We start from the raw sequence: 19774 nt of genomic DNA on the forward strand, positions 1-19774 counted from the left end.
AACCTCCAATCATTCTTCATTTTTATTCACCAATCTCATATTCCCTCCACGACGGTTGGGTTATAGACGAGATAGAAAAAGAGCAGGAATCCAACCTTGTAGACCCCCGCTCTTCCGAGACCGGTTCAGTCTCCTAGGTCACGTAAGCAGCTTAATACTGCAGCTGCAAGGCGACATGGAACGAATCAACCTTGTTGCCGGTCGCATTCGGGCCAAAGCCATTGAAGAACCCTTTCGTATTGAGATCCCCGTACCGATAGAACGCCGAAATACGCGCATTGTGGCCGGCGATGATGTAGTTCACCCCCGTCTCCCACTCCTGCCGCATGGCGCTGTACAGCGGATCGATACTGGTGAACCGCACATAGGGCTGGAACCGCCCAATGCCGATTTCATTGGGTATCAGGTACAACCCATACACCGTCCACGAATGGCCGTTGAAGGTGCAGAAACACGTGGCCGGCGACGTCGCAAACGCCCCCGTCCCATAGTTCGCCCAGTGCCGCTTGAATTCTCCGTTGAAGGTGAACACACCCATGTTGTTCGGCAGCACTTTTTCCAGCAACACGTCGACCGAGGCGCCCGTGAAATCCGACACACTGGCGGCGGCGGCATTACCCGCCCCATCTTTTTGATGCTGCACGCTGACTCCGACTGCCGCAATATCGCCGGCCGTCCCATAATAGGTCCCCGAGGTGTAGTAGCCCGGGTTCGGCTCATCGTTCAAAAAGTTCCACTGCACCCGCCCGGTGTACATTAAGCTACTGCCGAGGTTCGGTCCATTCCGCAACCCCTGTGACACACTCAAAACGTATAACAGGTGGGTGGTCCCGAAGGGGTGCACTTTGCCCCAGAAGGTCGCCGCATTGTCCCGGCCATAGAGCCCGGCTCCACCGCCACCCGCGGTCGGCCCATTGAAATTGGCGCTGAGGTCGGCGGGAAAGAACGGGGTCGGAACCCATCGAAGGTCGCATGGTAAAAGGGCCCGTTCAGCTCACCTCGCTCGCTCGGGAGCAACATGCGCCCGACCCACAGGTTGACCATCTCATTCAATTCAAACTTCCCGACCGCATCCAGCAACCCGATCGAGGAGTTGCCGCCAAAGTTCTGCCCCCGCGAACGGCCCGGCCCCACCCACGGCCTGGCAATTGAAACAATCGGTATTAAACTCAAACTTCACATACTTGTGGATCTGCCCATTGATGTAGATACGGGCGTTGTTGACGGTAAAGTCGTTGCTATAGTGTCCCCCCGGTGAGGCCCCTTCGATGGCATTGAAACTGGTCCGGATCCCCATGCCGATCGAAATCCACTTGTCGTCATCCGCCTTAATCGTGCCACCAGCAAAGGCACTCGGCAGCGTGGAGCCCATGCCAGCTACCAGCGCCGTCACGGCTCCAGCAACTACGAGTTGTTTCCACCGCCTTTTTAAATGTCCCTTCATACTGATGCCCTCCCTTGTGAATAAGAAACAACCACTGCCCACCTGTCTCCTCTTAGCCACAACAGCTCACGCCAAAACTCTCGGCGCGGCGTATGCCTAAGCCCTCGCCCAATAACAAGGACATTTTCCTCACAGCCTCATAATTTAGGACTATACATATGTATTCTTGCTTGTCCAGCCAAACGCAAAAATCGATCAGGTGCGATACTGATGTGGCTATTACCTGCGCACATCACTACCCCTTACACCATGACACCGCAGTAGTCACACCATGGAGCTTAATGCGTGTAAAGCAATCCTTGTACCCCAACTCTCGACGCACAACAACCTCGAGCATCGCAATGAGTACGAGATAGACAGCCAAGAGCGGTGTGTCAGCTCGATAAAACTGCTTATGGGTACAACCTATTGATAAATAAGAGTCAGGCGGAAGATATGCATGATCTTCCGCCTGGCATTTCCAGCAGACTGGTCGGAATTTATCGGTCTGGCTGAGGCGTGTAGCGGAGATACGGCTTCACGGTCGTGAACCCTTTAGGAAACAGTTGTTGCGCTTCTGCATCACCTACAGCGGGAGTAATGATGCACTCTTCACCATCTTTCCAATTGGCAGGTGTTGCCACCTTGTATTTGGACGTCAACTGCAGCGAATCGATCACCCGCAACAGTTCATCAAAGTTACGACCACAAGAAGCCGGATAGGTCAGGGTGAGTTTTACTTTTTTATCGGGTCCAATAATGAAGACCGATCGCACGGTCATGTTATCGATGGCGTTTGGGTGAATCATGTCGTAGAGCGTCGCCACCTTCTTGTCCGGATCGGCGATAATGGGGTAGTTCATCGTCGTCTTCTGGGTTTCGTTGATGTCATTGATCCAACCTTTGTGAGAATCCATGGGATCCACACTGATTGCGATCACCTTGACTCCCCGCTTCTTGAACTCCTGAGAAATTCTGGCCACCGTCCCTAATTCCGTCGTACAAACAGGGGTATAGTCCTTGGGATGGGAGAAGAAAATTCCCCAACTGGTGCCCAGCCATTCATGAAAATTGATCGTACCCTCTGTCGTTTCAGCCGTAAAGTTCGGGGCATCATCGCCCAATCGTATCGCCATGGCATACCTCCTTATATCGCAATAAATTTACACAAGAATGACCTACGTCCCTACCATACTGGTTCGCCAAGAGTGAGTTCAAGAGGGCGACTGCTGGCCATCACACCCAAAGACACGAAGGAGGCCTTCTGCCACGTCTCGCGCCTGGTTGAATATATGGTGGACATGTGACGAGAACCGTGACTCACCGGCTCAAGTTTCTTCTCCCCTTGCCGATATGACTATCGAGAACCCACAGCGGAGCACATGATGGATAAAGTCGAGCCAACACGTACGAAACTCCACATTTCAAAAGACCCGATGTACTTGATGTTGCGTGAAGGCTGCATCAAGGAGTTCAATGCCAAGAAGGCTTCCGGAGACACATGCGATCTTCGAGGGTGTGATCTGCGAGGCTTGGACCTTCGAGGCTTAGATGCCGATGGGTTGGATCTGAGCGACTGTTATTTCCGGCAATCCGATCTTCGCGGAGTCGACCTGAGCAAAGCGACGCTAGAAGGCGCCAGTATCAATGCCTGCAAAATCTCAGGCGTTCTATTTCCCAACGAGCTCAGCGCGTCAGAGATCGAACTCTCGCTGTTACATGGGACGCGAATGCGGTACCGCATACAATAGCCGCATTACCTTCACCTTCTCCTTATGGAACTTACCTCACCTGAATTGCCAGGCCCTTTGATTGGCAGTCGCTCTGACATCACGACGATGAAGAAAGTTGCAAACAGTGACGGGTGAGGACGACGACGCCCCTTACGAGCCGGCAGACAGTGCCAATTGCGTTCTGACCTTCTCATGCCCGGACTCAGCCTCGCCGGTATCGAGAAGTACCACTCGTTCCTTGGTGAGGACGCCACCTTCAAGCAGTCGATTGCGAATCGCCTCTGCTCGCTGACGGGCCAACGCTTCAAACTCTTTATCTGAGATTTCGATCGCCGCCGCGAGTTTCTGTTTCATTGCCTCCACAGTCGGTTGAGCAGACTCGCCCGACGTGGTTAGAGAATCAGGCGGGGGAAGCTTCGCAAATAATTTCTCCACCAGTCGCTGTTCGACCTTCGGCGACAGCTCTTCCTGATCCGGATTGGCACCACCCTGCATCGCGAAGAGTTGCGCTCGGAGCTTCGTGGCCTGTAGGGCCGTGCGATCGAGCGTCGAATCCGCCGTACCCTTCACATCAAGCCGAAGTCCGGCTCGTTCATCCAAGGCTTGCTGCAGCGCCTCGAGCTTCTTCAACTCTTCCTCAACAAGGGCGGCACTCCCCGGCTGAAATTCTATGAATTCAAGGTCCTCCGCACTACCGTCTCCTGGGATCAGTTTTCCCATCAGGGCAAACGGCGAGGCGACAACTTTGGTCAACAAATTGAGCAACGTCGAGATCACCACCTTGCCGTACTTGAAATCCGGATCATTGAGATCGCCACGAATCGGCATATCGATCTCGATCAGCCCTTTGCGATCCTTTAATAGCCCCACGACCAGCGGAACCGGCAGCGAGGTGGCATCCGGACTATCTGTTTTCTCACCGAATGTCAGTTGATCGACCTTGACCACGTTCTCTGCTTCCAACACCTTTTGCGAAACCTTATATTTCAAATCGAGCGATAGCTTGCCCTTCGACAACCCATAGCCCACATACTTGCCGCTGTACGGACCGGTCGGTCTGAGATCCATACCGTTCAATGTGATGACTAAATCGGTGAACGCGTCCTCACTCAATGGGTTGATCTTTCCCACGATCTTGAACGGAGCGGTTCGTCCCACTTTCCCCGCCAAGTTGACGTCTGCTTTCTTGAGCTGCTTGGACGACAAGCCTTTGATGGTTCCCCCAAAGTCTGTGAGACTCGTCCGAACTTTCGGTTCGATGGATAAGTCCTGAAATCTTGCAGCCAACTTTGCCAACTTGACCTGATCGATTGTCACAGATACCGGCTCACCCGATTTCGGCTTCGACTTTTGGCTTTCGGCTTCTGCTGGTGGCGACGATGGATCGGCAGATGCCGAAGACTTGGAAAGACGTGAAAGATTGAGTTGTCCGTCGGCATCCACCACGATCTGGACGGAAGGTTCCTGCCAGTCGATCTCGCCAATCTTCACCGTCGTCGGCTCGACATCCAATGCGACCTGGTTCACCTTCAATGCCTTCCATGACACCACCTCGTCGAAGGAGTTATGATCCGCGATCGCCAACTGATTGACCGCCAGATCTCCTTGAAACTGTAGTAAGGGATTGCTCCCATGGTCCTGAAGAAAATGTGCCTTTCCACGGAGATCAATCGCACCGTCCAATACATCGGCATTGAGAAAGCTCGCCAAGTATGGTTGAAATGGACGAATCTCGACATGCTCTAACGTGAGATCCGCGTCGGCTTTCAACGGCTCAACCGTCACCATTCCCTTCACACCCACAGTCCCTGTCTCGTTGAGATTCAACGCCAGGTCGATCGGAAGCGGTTTCTTAAACGGAATCTGTATGTCCTTCACCGTCAGGTTCATCGTGTCCGCCGTGACACGTCCGGGCCGCTCCAGTGTGCGGTCTTCGAAATTGGCCCCGTAGTTTCGCAGCGCGACTTCGTCGATGGTGATGAACCACGGCTTGGCGGATTTATCGGCCTTGGTCTTTTCTGGCGCCGACTCCGATGTTGCACCACCCTCACCGACCGGGGTGAAGAGCGTTTGGTAATTCAGAACACCGGCGGCATTCATCCACGCATCGAATCGCGCATCGGCTGAATGCACGCTAGCGACATCGATCGTCTGCTCCTCCAAATTCAGCTGGATACCGTCGACATCGAAAACCGGAACGCCGACGACAGGTAGAATCCCTCCGCGCTCGACGATTTCCAGATTCTGAACCGACACCTTCCCATTCTTCACCGTTGCCTGAGGAGCCTCCCCACGCAGATCAAAATGATAGCCCGCAGAAAGGCCAAGGACACCCTGCTTGATATCAAACTCAAACATGTGGTGCACGACTTGATAGAAGGTCTCCAATTGGATCCCGGATAAGGTCAGCTTGCCGTCGGACTCGATCGGCTCCAACGAAATCGTGCCCTCCCACGCCACAGTCTCACCTTTGTCGAGCTCAGCCTTGAAGGCATGGGCATTTTCGGCATCCGGACTTGGCAGCGTGCTGAAATTTCGTAGCATAAACTTAATGGGTACCACATCGATCAACACCGGCCTTGATTTCGAATCATCTCGATACTCAAGAACCCCTCGTTCGATCTCCAGGAGATCAATTTCCACGGGCATCATCTTCTTTGGCTCGCCTGCAGCGTCGGCTGGCTTGGCCGCACCCTCGTCCTGCGGTGGGGCCAACGACTTGAGATTCAGATGTCCTTCCGGATTAACCTTGGCCGCTACAAACGGCATCACCACACGAATCTCGTCGAAAGCCACCTTTTGTGCGAACAGCGTCACAGCTCTCAGATTCACAAGCAATTCTTCGAACCCCAGCATCGCCGCCTGATTCTGATCCCGTATCTCCAACCCGTTAAGACAAAGGGCGAGCGTGAATGGATTGAACGCCGCTTCACGCAATACCACCGGATGTTTGATCTGCTCCGAAACCGCAGGTACCCCGTACGCTTTTATCAGATAGGGAAGCAACAGGAACCCAACGAGCGAGTACAGGGCAATCAACCCTACCAGTACAGCGATCACGACTTTAGGACGACGCAGCCGACACATACTCGGACCAACCTTGAAAGGATTTGGATGAGAAGTAAAACTATAGGGGACGAGACCTTTAAATGTCTACTAGCAAGAACCCCTCTTTAGCATGGGGTTTTATTAGGGAATACAGCGTGCTCGTGGCAACGAGAAAGAAACGTGAGCAGGACTCAAGACCCAGACTGCAGGAGGTGTGTATCCCGTCGCCTCAATAGAAGAAATAGGCTCCGGGTCGAGCAAGCTCTGTATGGTGCGCCCGGCTGGAATCGAACCAGCGACCCTCAGCTTAGAAGGCTGATGCTCTATCCGACTGAGCTACGGGCGCAAGCGTTTCTGAACCATCACGACGTTCGTGGCTGCGGCGCTAGTCTGAATCGAGTGGGCGGTCTGCGTCAAGTGGAAGCTGGCCGCACCCCAGCATTCAGTGAATCGGTTTAGATACAATGTGAATCTCTTTGAATTCACCACCCTCTCCCTTCCTCAAAATCCGTTCATAGCAACCCAGCTAGGTTGATAAAGTGCTAACCACGCAAATGGTCTACGTATTTTTTTCATGTGGTGACACCGCCACTCTGTGCCGAGCCTGTGGCGTGCTCCTTGCTTGAGTCACCCGACAATAGGGTCAAGGGGGTAAACAAAGAAGTCCTGATCTATAAGGAGGTCTTATTATGGGCAATATCAATGGTGTCCCCTGTCCATGGTGGAAATGCAGACACTTCAAATCTGCGGCTGAAGTACATTGTGAACTTTTGGGAGCAGGCATGGCGAGAGTCACTACACACTCACTCAAACATCGGGGATTGTACATGGCCCTCCCCATAGCCCCGAGTGTGGAGCAACAATTCAGAGATCTAAATCTAACGAGTGATTACGGGGTGGCCGTTGTGTCGGCCGATGAGCAGGATGAGGACAATCTCCATAAAGGCCTCATCACAGAATTTGTCTCATATAATCGGACCCGCAATGCCAGACCAGGTCCTGCACAGGACTATGCCGCGATGCTTACCGTCTCACATTCCGATGAGAAATATGGACTGGACGGCTACACGGAGGCGTTTGAGAAAGTAGTCCTTGATTCTCAGGGAGAGTCGGGCGGTTTGCGGTTCGCGCTCTGCAACAAGACCGAAACAACGGTGGGATAGTCTGACCATCGGCTGATAACCCGACAGCGTCCTCGCTTGCACAAAAGCAGTGAGGACGCTGCAGAGCAGCAGCAAATCACCAACACCCCTGTGGGAACTCGGGGTCTGCCAAGAATGGCCGCGACATTCCCACGCCTCGGACGAGATCTCCGATCGTCATCAGTTTCTTCTTAATCTGCCGTCAGTGGGAGCCTCCTCGTCCTTCCCTCCCGCTCGCGTGAACTACCTGCGCCTCAAATCCACTTCGGAAATGTGTCGGATCTGTGAGGACTCCTTACATGTCACAGCCGGTCAGATGGAATCTGTAACCGTACCTATGGTATGCAAGATCATTCCTGACACCAAGCGAGTAGGCGAGTCTATGAGATCGGCAAAACAGCAGGCTGTTACGACCACCTGTCTCCTGTTTTCACTGGTTCTCTGCGTAGGATTCTGCCTCACAGCGTTTGGCATCCCGCCTGGTTTTGCTCAAGAACCAGCCTCCCCGATGACGTCGTCTGGGTTGAACACCCGCATCAGCGATCCGACCTCGGTTGCTGGGGAAACGCAATATACCATCACGGGTGGAACCAGGACTGGGACAAACCTGTTTCACAGCTTCGGGGATTTCACTATCCCCAATGACACGATCGCCAATTTTTTAAATGATTCTGGTCTCACCACCTCGAACGTGCTTGGCCGCGTCACTGGAGGCAATCCTTCGACTATCCTCGGTACGATTCAGACCACCGGGTTTGGAGATGCCAGTCTGTTTCTCATGAATCCGGCCGGAATCGTCTTTGGGCCAAGCGCCACATTAAGCGTGGGCGGTTCGGTCACCTTTATGACAGCGGACCACATTCGATTTGCCGATAGCGCACGATTCAATGCGATCCCAAGTGTCGCTACGGACACCCTCCTTTCAACAGCACCTGTTGCCGCCTATGGTTTCTTAGGTTCAGCTCCCGGCGCTATCACCGTTCGGGGGAGCCAACTTAATGTATTGGAGGGGCACACGATCACATTGGTAGGAGGAGACATCACCATTCAAAACGGACCGTTAGGAAACGGATCCACTCAACCCGCTCGTCTTTCTGCACCACAAGGACACATCAATTTAGCCACTACCCAATCCCCTGGGGAATTTCTAGACAGTCTTGCGGCAGCTCCCAACGTGAATGGTGCGTCGTTCAGGTCGTACGGATCTGCACACTTTGAACCAGGCTCAATCCTGGACGTCCGTCACACGGGGAATGGGCAGGTCTCCATTCGTAGCGGACAATTAGTCATGGATATCCAGAACGCCGTTCTTGACACTACCGACGGCACAGCCCCCACAGCCAATACTTCGCCGCAAGATACCATCGTTCTCGCCCCAGGTAGTTCAATCGTGAGCAGAACATCTTCATCAGAAAGTGGACCTACGATCACCCTGGGAGCTGATCAGATCTCACTCTTAGGCCATCCCGATACAATCACTGATCAGTCGGCGACAAGCATCACGACTTTTTCCGAGGGGTCCGGCCATGCCGGCAGCATCGCGCTGAGGACAACGGGGAACATGGGAATGACCGATGTGGTCAATATTTCCTCAACCTCCACGTCGGGTGGAAATGCGGGCAATGTCGAACTCTCAAGCACACATGGGAACATTCGGATTACCAATAGCGTCAATACAGCTGTGGCTTCTCTGACGATTGATAGTGGAAAGACAGGTGCTGTCACGGTGTCGGCTCCGGAAGGAGATATCGTCCTGGACGGAGGCAATTTGTTTACCTCGTCGTCTCCGACAAGTCAGGGGGGAGGGCTCCTCGAGGTTAGTGCGAAGAATCTATACATGGCGAATTCCAGCCTACTTTCTAATGATAGTCTAAGTAGGTTCAAGCCAGACGGCATCATAGCAACGCTTTCAGGGAAGTTGACGATGGAGGGTGGTTCGCTCATCGTCGCCAGTTCCCTTAGCGATGCTCCCTCCGCAGACATCACTCTCACGGCAAAAGAAATAGTTGCCACTCAACGGAGTATTATCAACAACGCGACGTTTGCGTCAGGCCCAGGCGGACAGCTCAAGATCGCAGCCGACACACTCCGTGTCACAGATGATGCCCAACTTTCCAGTGGAAGTACCAAGGCGCCCAATCGAGGTGCCCTTCTTCAGATACTCGGAGACATTAGTCCCACTGGCCCGGGAGGGAATATTACGATTCATACTTTAGGACCTTCAGGTTCGATACTCATCGATGGCAAAGGCAGCGGCATCTTTGCTGAGACAGAAGGGTCAGGTTCAGGCGGCAGTATTTCCCTGACGGCTGCGAAGTCTATTTCAGTAAACCACGGTGGCGTCATATCGGCCAGCAGCACAGGTGCCACGGCTGGTAATGCTGGGAACATCTCACTCGACGCCGGTCAGCAGTTAGATGTGACTAACGGGTCTTCCATTACCACGGCCACCCAGTCGCCACAGGCGAATGGGGGCAACATTGCAATCCGAGCCATCGACCGTATTCGGTTCGTGGACAGCACGATCAGCACCTCCGTGAAAGGTACCGAAGGCAGCGGTGGGAACATCTTCATCGATCCCAAGGTGGTGGTCCTGCAAGGGAGCGAGATCACCGCGAAAGCCGTCGGAGGTGCCGGTGGAAACATTACCTTCGTCACGCCCCTATTCTTGGCCGACTCGGCCAGCCTCGTGAGTGCTTCATCGGAACGGGGTCCCAGTGGTACGGTGACGATTCAATCACCCACCTCGAATTTAAGCGGCGCCGTCGGACAACTCGCGGCCAAGCCCGGTCCTCCTCAGGTGTTGTTGCAGAACCATTGTGTCGCCAAAACCAGCAGCGACCAGAGCAGCTTCATTCTTGCTGGACGGGATGCACTCCCCGCCGACCCTGGTGGATGGCTCAGTAGCCCGGTGGCGATAGAGCACTGGACGGGAGAGGATGTGGAGGAACATGCCTCAGGGTTGATGGTGCGAAGGATCAGGCCGAATCAATCACCGGCACTGCTCGCATCCATGAACAAGGGCGGAACTCTCTCGCTTCGAGGACTGACACCGCAAGGCTTCCTGGTGAACACATTTGCCACTGGCCCCACAGACTGCCCCTCCTGACTGTTACTCGCCCCACAGAATCTCTAAATCTGATGTGCTGAACTGAATCCAATTAGATTCAGGATGAATCTTTTTCGATTCACTACATTCCTTCACGTGCGTTCGTCCCCAGCGCTCCTGCCCGACTTAGGCGGTTGTAACACCGTTCATGGCCTACGTATCTCCATCATGTGAGCATCTATCAGATCGAGCTCCGCACCTGGCCCATACCTTGCTAGAGCCACATGGACATAGGGTTGCGTAATGAGGGAAGGAGGTCACGTATGGATCATCACAGCGTGAGTTTTGAAGAGACTGGGATCCGATACCTTACTCTCAAGCCGAGATTGCTCAAATGCACCACACTCGGTGCAGGCCTAGATTGCCTGGGAACAAGCGAGAAGAACGACGTACCGACGAAGGTGCTGCATCTATCCCCATCACGGCTGAGAAGAGCAAACCATGGCGAGGATATTACATCTTGACTTAAATCAAAGGAATCTATACTACAGGGCCGAATGATAGGTGATTGCGGGCAAGATAGCTGGAGCTACACGGCACTGTGGCAAACAATTAGTTATAAGTTTTCGACGAGGCAGGCAATAGAGAAAAGAGGGGTCACCGTAAGGATTTACTGCGCGAGACAGGCAACCAGCACGCGTATTCAAGAGGACTGAAGAGACAAGACTCTTATCTCGCAGCTATTGATTGGTTTCTTCACTGCACCTTCATTGAGCTAGTCATGGTGAGAATCACATGAGATTAAGCTTGCAGAAGATTCTTGGGCTAGCCATCGCCGTATGCCTCGGATTTACCTGGGCCTGTATAAAGGTGGACGTCGCAATGCAATCATCAGCAACAAGCCGTCAGCCTAAAACACCCCTTCCAGAAGACAAGCCCTCGATTTCGATCAAGCAACAAGGAACGCCATGATGCTAGCCTGATACGTGAATGCCCTGCCAACCGTTCTTTATTTATCAATCGTGAAAAACAACAAACAGTAGCCTGGTGTTGGGCTGCATCGACCAGAACAGTGATGGAATACAAGAACCAAAACAAAGCGCAGGCAGAGCCGACTGCCCTCCAATGCGACATCGTGAGAAATGTTCTCAGCCTTGGGTTAGGTGGAACCAATTGTTGTGAAATACAAGTCGCCCCTGATTTCATTGACGCTCCATCGGTGTGCGTACAGGGCGGGTGGCCCTACTGGGTCCTCAATAAGTATCATTTTAGCTATGAGTGGGTGGACGGTCGATTCGACGATTGGGAAACTTTGAAAGCAGAGATTTGTAAAGTTGGCCCAGTTATTTCTGTCATCGATTGGAGTGGCGGTGGATCCCACACACTTGTTATCACAGGCTATAGCACCGACAGCGATGACGTTGCGAGAGTTGTCACAACCTATGACCCCTTCACAGATGATTTTCAAGATCTCTCCTTCGAGGAGTTTGTGGGCGGCTCCACATATCGATCAAACGCCTTTCCCAGGTTTTCACATAACCGGACTTACGTGCAGATTATGCCTATGACTGAAGGTCACCGATGAAAGCTCATCACCTCCCATTCTTGATGTGCGTGATCTCAATATTGTCTCCTGGCCCAGCTTTTTCGGGTAAGGATCACACTCAAGAAGTCACCAAACAAAATCCAGTAAAAACCAATCAATCTCTAGATCAACCTGCTCCACTGGATGCCGCTGCAACAGGGCTGCGGGTTATCGCAGAACGACTGAAGCCGCTAGGTATCGCTGAACTGGATAAAGAAAAAATACAACATGCCAAAGAACTTGGATTTAATGAAGGAGCAGATGATGCAAGTGTACGCCAAGACTCATTTCAATATATGAAATAAGCCTAAGGAATTACGCAGTTTTACTTCTGATCGTGAAATTAACACTCTCCTGATTGATACCCATCACGTACTATTTCCCATCGAGGTCAAAAGTGAAGTGAGGTCTTCAATTACCGTACGGCCTGCGATCACACAGGTAGAGGGAACAGAACATTTTGGCCAGAAACAAAGTTGGCGCCCTACTCGATGGGGACTGCCTAAGCTTATTACTCGCCTCACAGCTAAACAGAAACAACTAAACAACGACCCAACCAGACTGAAAGGCTTTCGGCTTGTCTCAGTTCCCGCACTTAACCGACATTTTCTTGGCTATGAAGATGGGGCTGACATTAAATTGGCTCCCCTATTCTCAGATCACCTCTTCAAGGAGGGAGAGCTATTGCTGGCCAAGGAAGCGTTTTTAAGACTTGTTCACGAGGCCAAGATCGTGGACGATCGCCCACGTTGACATCTTATCGATGGAGCAGCAATTTGCTCCCCCACACGCGCGAAGGAGAGGGAACATCATGAAGAGAGAACTTGGGTGGTTTCGGACAGGTTCTGGGGTCATACTTTCCTTGTTGTTTCTGATGGTCGTTCCAGCATGTAGTAGGCCTTTTATCGAGGTGACGGTCGGTGCCAAATGCGAGTCAGAGGAGCAAGATAACAACAAGCTACCAAAGGGAGGGAAGACTCCTTCATGTAATAGGAATGGCAATAATTGCGAACCTGATCCCGACCCTTGCATTTGCCGTAAATGATTTAATGAGTCACAAATGACCAAAGCGCACTTGGCAGCCATCCGCGTTCAAACAGTAATTTGTATGAGAACTCTTGGGCCTATCCTGCTGTTGGTATTCGGAGGGCCATTATTGGAAGGCTCATCTGTTTTTTCCCAAGCCACCACGGCTATCACTCACACGAGCGGTGTCGGTGACCTCGGAACCAGAACGATCTCACAAGGTCAAACGACCCAGATCACTGGAGGAACTAGGACAGACCAAGGCAGTGGAACAAATCTTTTTCATAGTTTCGACCAATTCAGCGTAGGGGATGGCCATACCGCGAAGTTTTTAAATACAACACCATCTCTTCACACCGACAACATTCTTAGTCGGGTAACCGGAGGAGATTCTTCCGGTATCTTTGGCACCATCGACACCACAAGTTATCCCGGGGCGAATTTCTTTCTCATGAATCCAGGGGGTATCGTCTTTGGGCCAAATGCCACGTTACAAGTAGGTGGTTCGGTAGCTTTTACGACCGCGGATTACCTACGATTAGCAGGAGCTGATGCGTCTAATGCTGGGATCTTCCATGCAGACCTGAGCGCGACTCCCCAATTGAGTAGCGCTCCGGTCGCAGCATTTGGTTTTCTCGGAGATAATCCAGCAGCTATTAAGGTCAATGAAACGACGTTACCCCTCGATCCTGGCCAGACATTTTCCCTTGTTGGCGGAAATATCACCATTCAATCCAGCATGCTAGCCGACGCCGCTGATACAGCAGCGGGCAATCAAGTTTTTATAGCCAGCGTGGCTTCGCCAGGAGATATCTTGGTAGGAACTCTGGCTTCCGCCCCAAACATCAATAGCGAATTACCGAAGACGCTCGGGACTATTGACATCTCTCAAGGGTCAACAATCGATACTAGCAACCGTGATGGCGGCTCGATTCACATCAGAGGAGGTCAACTAATCGTTGACGGTTCAAACATCTTCGCAGGTAGCGGAGGTATCTTGCTCAATGGTACCTCTATTTCAATTAAAAACTCAGCCACATTCGGAACTTACACGATCACCACAGCGAATGCCGGCAATGTAGTCCTTCAAGCATCAAGAGATATTGTGGTTGATTCCAACTCGCGAGTCGAGTCCCAGACATTTTCTGCTTCAAGAGATGCCGGAAATATCACATTGAGGAGCCAGCAAGGGAAACATTACTCTCTCCAATAAGTTCGTTAACCACTCAAGCTTTCGATGGTGGTCGAAACACAGGCAGCATTGAAATAGATGCACAAAATGGTAACATCCGCCTTGAAAACTCCCGTATCTTTCCTTCCGCAACTGAGGGTAGCGGGACGATCGGCGGTGTCAAAATAACCGCCAACAATCTCGAGTTGGGCCAAGGGGCTCGTATCGACAGTGATAACAACACTGCACAGGTGGCAGACCCCATCGACATTCAGGTAGGAGGTCTTCTTAGGCTTACAGGCAAATCAGAGATTGAAACAACTGCGATTGGAAGGGCCCCTGCGGCAGATCTGATCGTTAAAGCAACGGACATTCAACTTTTAGGAGGAAGCAAGTTCTCCGTCGATACCACCAGCTCTAGCTCAGGTGCTGGTGGAGGTGTCATTATCCAAGGAAATGTAGGTCTTAGTAACCTAGTAACAATTGATGGACTTGAAAGCGGCATCTTCACTAGCACCCAGGGCACTGGGCCAGCTGGAAACATTGCCGTGAAGGCTACATCGGTCACAATCCAGAATGGTGGCAAGATATCGGCAGACACAACCGGAACCAGCTCCACAGCGACCGGCGGTGCGATCATCATCAATGCAACGGATCACGTAACGCTGACCAGCGGTGCTTCAATAACGGCCAGTAGCGTTGTCGATCCCGAGGTCCCAGGCACGGGGATCGCGGACGCCGGGAACGTCTTCGTCAACGCTGGCCAGCAGCTAGATTTGACCACTGACTCTTCCATTACCACGACTACCGAATCAGCGCAGGCAAACGGCGGCAATATTGATATCAGAGCGGTCGATCATGTACGCCTTGTTAACAGTGAAATTAGTACCTCCGTTATTGGTGCAGAAGGCAGCGGCGGGAATATCTTCATCGATCCAAACCTGGTGCTCTTACAGGACAGTACCGTCACCGCGCGAGCAGTCACAGGTTCCGGGGGAAATATCACTTTTGTTACTCCACTATTCTTGGCTGATCCAGACAGCATCGTCAGTGCATCATCGGAGTTTGGTCCAGACGGGAAGGTAACAGCTAGGTCAAATCTGATCGCGACCATCCCTCAGCTCGAGTCCAAAAGCGACAGCGCCACAAGTGCTCCTCCAAAACCGTTGCGTCGCACTGGCCGGTGGCGAGCAAAGCACCTTTATCCTTGCCGGACGCGATGCCCTCCCCACCCAACCTGGCGGATGGCTCAGCAGCCCAGTCGCAATGGAACACTGGACAGGAGATAACATGGAAGAACATGCGTCTGGCCTGATGGTCCGGCGCGGAGAGCCACGAGATTCATCATTGATGATGACCCAAATCAACGGAACTGGAGTGCTGTCTCTTCGACGACTCACCCCAGCTGGCTTCTTAGTTCGATCCTTTGCTGATCGTGTGCTAACAGGCTGTCGCTCATGAGAGGAGGTGCTCGTCGTCTGGTGCGTTGGAACCGCTGCCTTGTGATCGTGTTCTTCCTCTCCGTCCTGGGGATGACTGCCACTATGACTGCTGCACCGTTGTTGGCCCAAATCGCAACGCCTCCTATCTTCGATCCTACGCTGCGATCCGGTGAACCTCCTTCTCCCTTGAAGAAGGAATTCAGGCCGCCGCCCACACCGCCACCGAGTCCGGTGCTGCCACCCGTGCCATCGACCTCACCAGAGGACGGTGCGCAGCAACAGCTCGGCCAGATACAAGTCTTCGTCAAGTCTATCGTAGTGACGGGGAATACCGTGTTCTCCCATGATGAGATCGCGGCGGTGACCACACCCTATGAGAACCGCACCTTGACCACCGAGGATTTGGAACGACTACGGCTTGCGCTTACCCTCTTGTATGTTAACAACGGCTATATCACGTCCGGTGCCGTCATTCCGGATCAAGACGTGAAAGATGGAGTGATTCAGTTACAGATCATCGAAGGATCACTGGCACAGATCAATGTCGAAGGGACGCACTGGTTTCGCAAGGGGTATATCAGCGATCGACTCGCCTTAGGGGCCGGTCCTCCGCTTCGGATGGAACCACTCCAAACGAGATTACAATTCCTTCAACAAGACCCTCGCATTGACCAGATCAATGCGGAGTTGCGCCCCGGAGACCAGCGTGGCGAAAGTCTCTTGAACGTTCGAGTCAAAGAGCAGAGCCCCTGGAGGATGTGGCTGGAGTTCAGTAACTACCAAACTCCGGTCGTCGGAGCCGAACGAGGGCTGATGACGATCGCCCATCAAAATGTGACCGGCCATGGAGATCCGCTCACGGTCACGTACGGAGGCTCGCGAGGCGTTCACCCGATCATCGACGTGGCCTATACAATTCCGATCAACCGCTATGACACGACGTTCACTGCCTCCTACCGCCGAAACGATTTTTCGGTCGTCAGTGATCAGTTTCGTTTTTTGGACTTGAATTCCGAGTCCGAAATCATCGGCTTCACGCTTCGACATCCGGTCTATCGCACCCTCACTGACGAATTCGCGGTCGCGATCACGGGTGAACGGCTGCACAATAAGATCACGTCGGCACTCGATAGCGTCGGGGGAACCCCGCTCCTCATCCCTGGCTCGTCGGATACCGGGGTGAGTGCCGTGAGTGCGTTGCGCGTTATTCAGGAGTATGTCCATCGCGCACCCACCTGGGTGTTCGCAGCACGCTCCCGTTTTTCGGTGGGGTTGGATGTTCTGAATGCCACGACCAATGCCGGCGCTGAACCAGATGGGCGTTTCTTCTCGTGGTTGGGACAACTCCAAGGTGTCCGGCGGTTCGATGAGTGGTGGGGCATGCAGCTGCTCGGACAGATGAACCTCCAGATCGCCAACGACCGTCTGTTTCCACTTGAGCAAATTCCCGTCGGTGGCCGGTTCAGTGTCCGCGGGTATCGGGAGAATACCTTGATCCGAGACAACGGGTTTGTGTTTTCCGCTGAATCACGGTTTCCATTGCTCAAGTACGCCAGCGGCGAACCGCTGCTGCAATTTGCTCAATTCGTAGACGTGGGGCGAGCCTGGCAAGCGAAGGGCGACACTCCCGATCTCCAGACGTTGGCCAGTGTCGGCTTAGGGCTCCGGTGGGCTGTGTTGCCGAGAGATCGGGCACGGTTTGAGCTGTATTGGGGAGTACCCCTCAATCACGTCACACATCCTTCCGGCAACCTCCAGGACTACGGCATTCATCTTCAGGCAGTCGTCCAAGCCTTCTAACCGCGAGAGGCTCAATGATAGCACGCACTCGATCACTCCTTTCCCTTTTTCACTGCGGGCTTCGCTTCGTCCTGCTTGCGACAGTCATACTCGTGCCCGTGGCACCATCAGAATCCCACGACACCTCGACTCCCGCGGGCAGGGCGATGAAAGAGGGGGGACTCGCGTTTCAACGGGGCGCCTTCGGTGAGGCCTTGTCTCATTGGAAAGAGTCCGCTGATCTCTACAAGGCTGCCGGAAACGTTCCGGCACAGGTCGAGGCCCTGGTCCTCTCCGCTCAGGCGTCCATGAGCTTGGGACAGTCGAAGCAGGCACTCCAATCACTGGAGTTGGCGCTGGCCCTTGCTCAGAAGAGTGACGATCCGCTCCCGGAAGCCACAGTGCTTGGCCATTTGGGACGTACCTACCTGACATTCGGCCGAACGAACGAAGCCTCGGAATACTTGCAGCGAGCATGGGCCCAGGCCAAAGAACAGAATTCCTCGCCGCTCATGGCGACCACGCAGAACGATCTCGGCGTGTTATTCGCGCTGCAGCAGAAAGACGCTGAAGCATTGAATGCGTTTCAAGAAAGCATCACCCACTCCCAGAAAGCCCATCTTCCCCTCCTGGCTGCCACAGCCCGTACGAATTCAGCCCGCTCCTTGTTGAGGCTGAATCAGCCGACTGAGAGTCGTCTCGCTCTCGACACAGCACTCGATCAATTGAAGGCCGTGACTCCCCCATCCAGAAATACGTCACTAGGACTGATCGGCATTGCATTGGCCTACCAGCGACTGGAATCTCACCTCCCCCAGGAGCATGACCCCCTCGCCTTGAGAACGGCCGGCGTGCTCCAAGAAGCCGCTACTATTGCCGAAGAACAGGGCGATAAACGAACGTTGTCCTATGCGCTCGGGTATCTGGGGCATCTCTATGAAACCGAATACCGTATGGACGAAGCGTTGCTGCTCACCAGGCGCGCGCTGTTTGTCGCCCAGTCGGTGGATGCACCGGAATCACTCTATCGCTGGCAATGGCAATTGGGGCGACTGTTGGCCGCGACCGGTCAGTTGGATCAGGCCATCGCCTCCTACCGGCAAGCCGCCTCCACGCTTCAACCGATTCGGGTTGAGATCGCACAGGCCTCTTCAGAAGGTCCCATAGCCGGCCAGGACAGTATGAAGCCCTTATTCTTTGAGCTCGCCGATCTCCTGCTTCAACGGGCGGCCCTTACCGATGGCGAGCAGGCTGCCCAGGGCTATCTCCTCGCGGCCCGTGATGCGATCGAAGCGTATAAGACCGCCGAGCTCCGAGACTATTTCAAAGACGACTGTGTCGACGCGGCACGAGCAAAACTGACGACGTTCGACCAACTCTCGCCGGAGACGGCGGTGATCTATCCCATCATGTTTGCCTCGAGGCTGGAGTTGCTTGTCAGTCTCCCGTCCGGGTTACAGCGCATCCCTGTCGAGGTCACCGGGGCTCAGCTGACGCAAGAGATTCGGTCATTCCGCCGGCTGGTGGAAAAGCGAACGACCCGTGAGTACCTCCCGCATGCGCAACAACTCTATGCGTGGTTGATTCGTCCGTTGGAAACGGAACTTGCGCGCCATCAGATCACAACGTTGGTGTTGGTGCCGGATAGCGCGTTGCGGACGATTCCTTTGGCGGCGCTCCATGATGGATCCTCGTTCTTAATCAAGAAATTCGCTCTCGCTGTGACACCCGGTTTAACCCTGACGGATCCCCGTCCCCTCAACCGTTCGTCGTTACGGTTTCTCACAGCCGGTCTGACCAAGTCCGTGCAAGGCTTCCCCCCTCTCCCCTACGTCGCCGATGAGGTGGCCTCTATCGAGCAACTCTATAAAGGGGATCAATTGCTCAACGATGCCTTTCGGACGGCAAAGCTGGAACGAGAATTGCGGGACGGAGGATATAGCGTGTTGCATATCGGCACGCACGGCAAATTTTCGACCGATGTCGAGGACTCGTTCCTCCTCACGTTCGATGGGAAATTGACAATGGAGAGACTCGATCACTTGGTCGGCCTGTTTCGGTTTCGGGAGGACCCGCTTGAACTGCTGACCTTAAGCGCCTGTCAAACGGGTATCGGCGATGATCGCGCGGCACTCGGTCTTGCCGGTGTGGCCCTGAAAGCCGGTGCGAGAAGCGCTCTAGCCACGCTCTGGTTCATCAACGATGAGGCATCGGCCACCTTGATCTCAGAATTTTACCGACAGCTACAGAATCCCTCTCTCTCCAAAGCCGTCGCGCTCCAGTATGCTCAAATGAAACTCTTGGACGACCGGATTTATGAACATCCGGCCTATTGGTCACCGTTTTTGCTCTTGAACAACTGGCTGTGAAAGGAGC

Annotated in this window: 14 protein-coding genes and 1 tRNA gene; 10 read left to right on the forward strand and 5 right to left on the reverse strand. The window is 53.4% G+C overall.

The window, feature by feature from the left end; genetic code table 11:
- Positions 1-151: 151 nt before the first annotated feature.
- The 3 genes from IPM58_05640 to IPM58_05650 all read right to left on the reverse strand — a co-directional run bounded on the left by IPM58_05640 (position 152) and on the right by IPM58_05650 (position 2559).
- The gene (locus IPM58_05640) at positions 152-802 is read right to left on the reverse strand and encodes a hypothetical protein (GenBank protein ID MBK9306569.1); all 651 of its coding nucleotides are present in this window, start codon (positions 800-802) and stop codon (positions 152-154) included.
- Positions 803-1054: 252 nt separating this feature from the next.
- A complete protein-coding gene (locus IPM58_05645) occupies positions 1055-1444 on the reverse strand; it encodes a hypothetical protein (GenBank protein ID MBK9306570.1) in 390 nt (129 codons plus the stop codon).
- Between the two features lie 479 nt (positions 1445-1923).
- The gene (locus IPM58_05650; GenBank protein MBK9306571.1) at positions 1924-2559 is read right to left on the reverse strand and encodes a peroxiredoxin; all 636 of its coding nucleotides are present in this window, start codon (positions 2557-2559) and stop codon (positions 1924-1926) included.
- Between the two features lie 300 nt (positions 2560-2859).
- Between IPM58_05650 and IPM58_05655 the strand changes: the two genes are divergently transcribed.
- Positions 2860-3174, forward strand: coding sequence for a pentapeptide repeat-containing protein (locus tag IPM58_05655; GenBank protein ID MBK9306572.1), 315 nt, complete (start codon positions 2860-2862; stop codon positions 3172-3174).
- Positions 3175-3306: 132 nt separating this feature from the next.
- Here the strand turns inward: IPM58_05655 and IPM58_05660 are convergent, their stop codons facing one another.
- Positions 3307-6243 carry a DUF748 domain-containing protein gene (locus IPM58_05660; GenBank protein ID MBK9306573.1) on the reverse strand — a complete coding sequence of 979 codons (2937 nt, stop codon included), beginning with the start codon at positions 6241-6243 and terminating at the stop codon, positions 3307-3309.
- A gap of 230 nt (positions 6244-6473) precedes the next feature.
- A tRNA-Arg gene (locus tag IPM58_05665) sits at positions 6474-6550 on the reverse strand.
- A gap of 436 nt (positions 6551-6986) precedes the next feature.
- Between IPM58_05665 and IPM58_05670 the strand changes: the two genes are divergently transcribed.
- From IPM58_05670 to IPM58_05710, 9 genes are all read left to right on the forward strand, one after another.
- Positions 6987-7367: a hypothetical protein gene (locus IPM58_05670; GenBank protein ID MBK9306574.1), complete on the forward strand. Its 381-nt coding sequence runs from the start codon at positions 6987-6989 to the stop codon at positions 7365-7367.
- 361 nt (positions 7368-7728) lie between these two features.
- Entirely contained in the window at positions 7729-10455 is a 2727-nt protein-coding gene (locus tag IPM58_05675) for a filamentous hemagglutinin N-terminal domain-containing protein (protein MBK9306575.1), read from the forward strand.
- 919 nt (positions 10456-11374) lie between these two features.
- Positions 11375-11980 carry a hypothetical protein gene (locus IPM58_05680; GenBank protein MBK9306576.1) on the forward strand — a complete coding sequence of 202 codons (606 nt, stop codon included), beginning with the start codon at positions 11375-11377 and terminating at the stop codon, positions 11978-11980.
- Entirely contained in the window at positions 11977-12285 is a 309-nt protein-coding gene (locus IPM58_05685) for a hypothetical protein (protein MBK9306577.1), read from the forward strand. Before IPM58_05680 ends, IPM58_05685 begins: the two co-directional genes overlap by 4 nt.
- Positions 12286-12382: 97 nt before the next feature.
- The gene (locus IPM58_05690; protein ID MBK9306578.1) at positions 12383-12733 is read left to right on the forward strand and encodes a hypothetical protein; all 351 of its coding nucleotides are present in this window, start codon (positions 12383-12385) and stop codon (positions 12731-12733) included.
- Between the two features lie 307 nt (positions 12734-13040).
- On the forward strand, positions 13041-14219 hold the full coding sequence (locus tag IPM58_05695) for a filamentous hemagglutinin N-terminal domain-containing protein (protein ID MBK9306579.1): 1179 nt from the start codon (positions 13041-13043) through the stop codon (positions 14217-14219).
- A gap of 164 nt (positions 14220-14383) precedes the next feature.
- A complete protein-coding gene (locus tag IPM58_05700) occupies positions 14384-15466 on the forward strand; it encodes a hypothetical protein (protein MBK9306580.1) in 1083 nt (360 codons plus the stop codon).
- Between the two features lie 168 nt (positions 15467-15634).
- Entirely contained in the window at positions 15635-17419 is a 1785-nt protein-coding gene (locus IPM58_05705) for a ShlB/FhaC/HecB family hemolysin secretion/activation protein (GenBank protein MBK9306581.1), read from the forward strand.
- 14 nt (positions 17420-17433) lie between these two features.
- Entirely contained in the window at positions 17434-19767 is a 2334-nt protein-coding gene (locus IPM58_05710) for a CHAT domain-containing protein (GenBank protein ID MBK9306582.1), read from the forward strand.
- Positions 19768-19774: the final 7 nt, after the last annotated feature.

Source organism: Nitrospira sp. (assembly GCA_016715825.1).
In the GTDB taxonomy this organism is placed as follows: Bacteria; Nitrospirota; Nitrospiria; order Nitrospirales; family Nitrospiraceae; genus Nitrospira_D.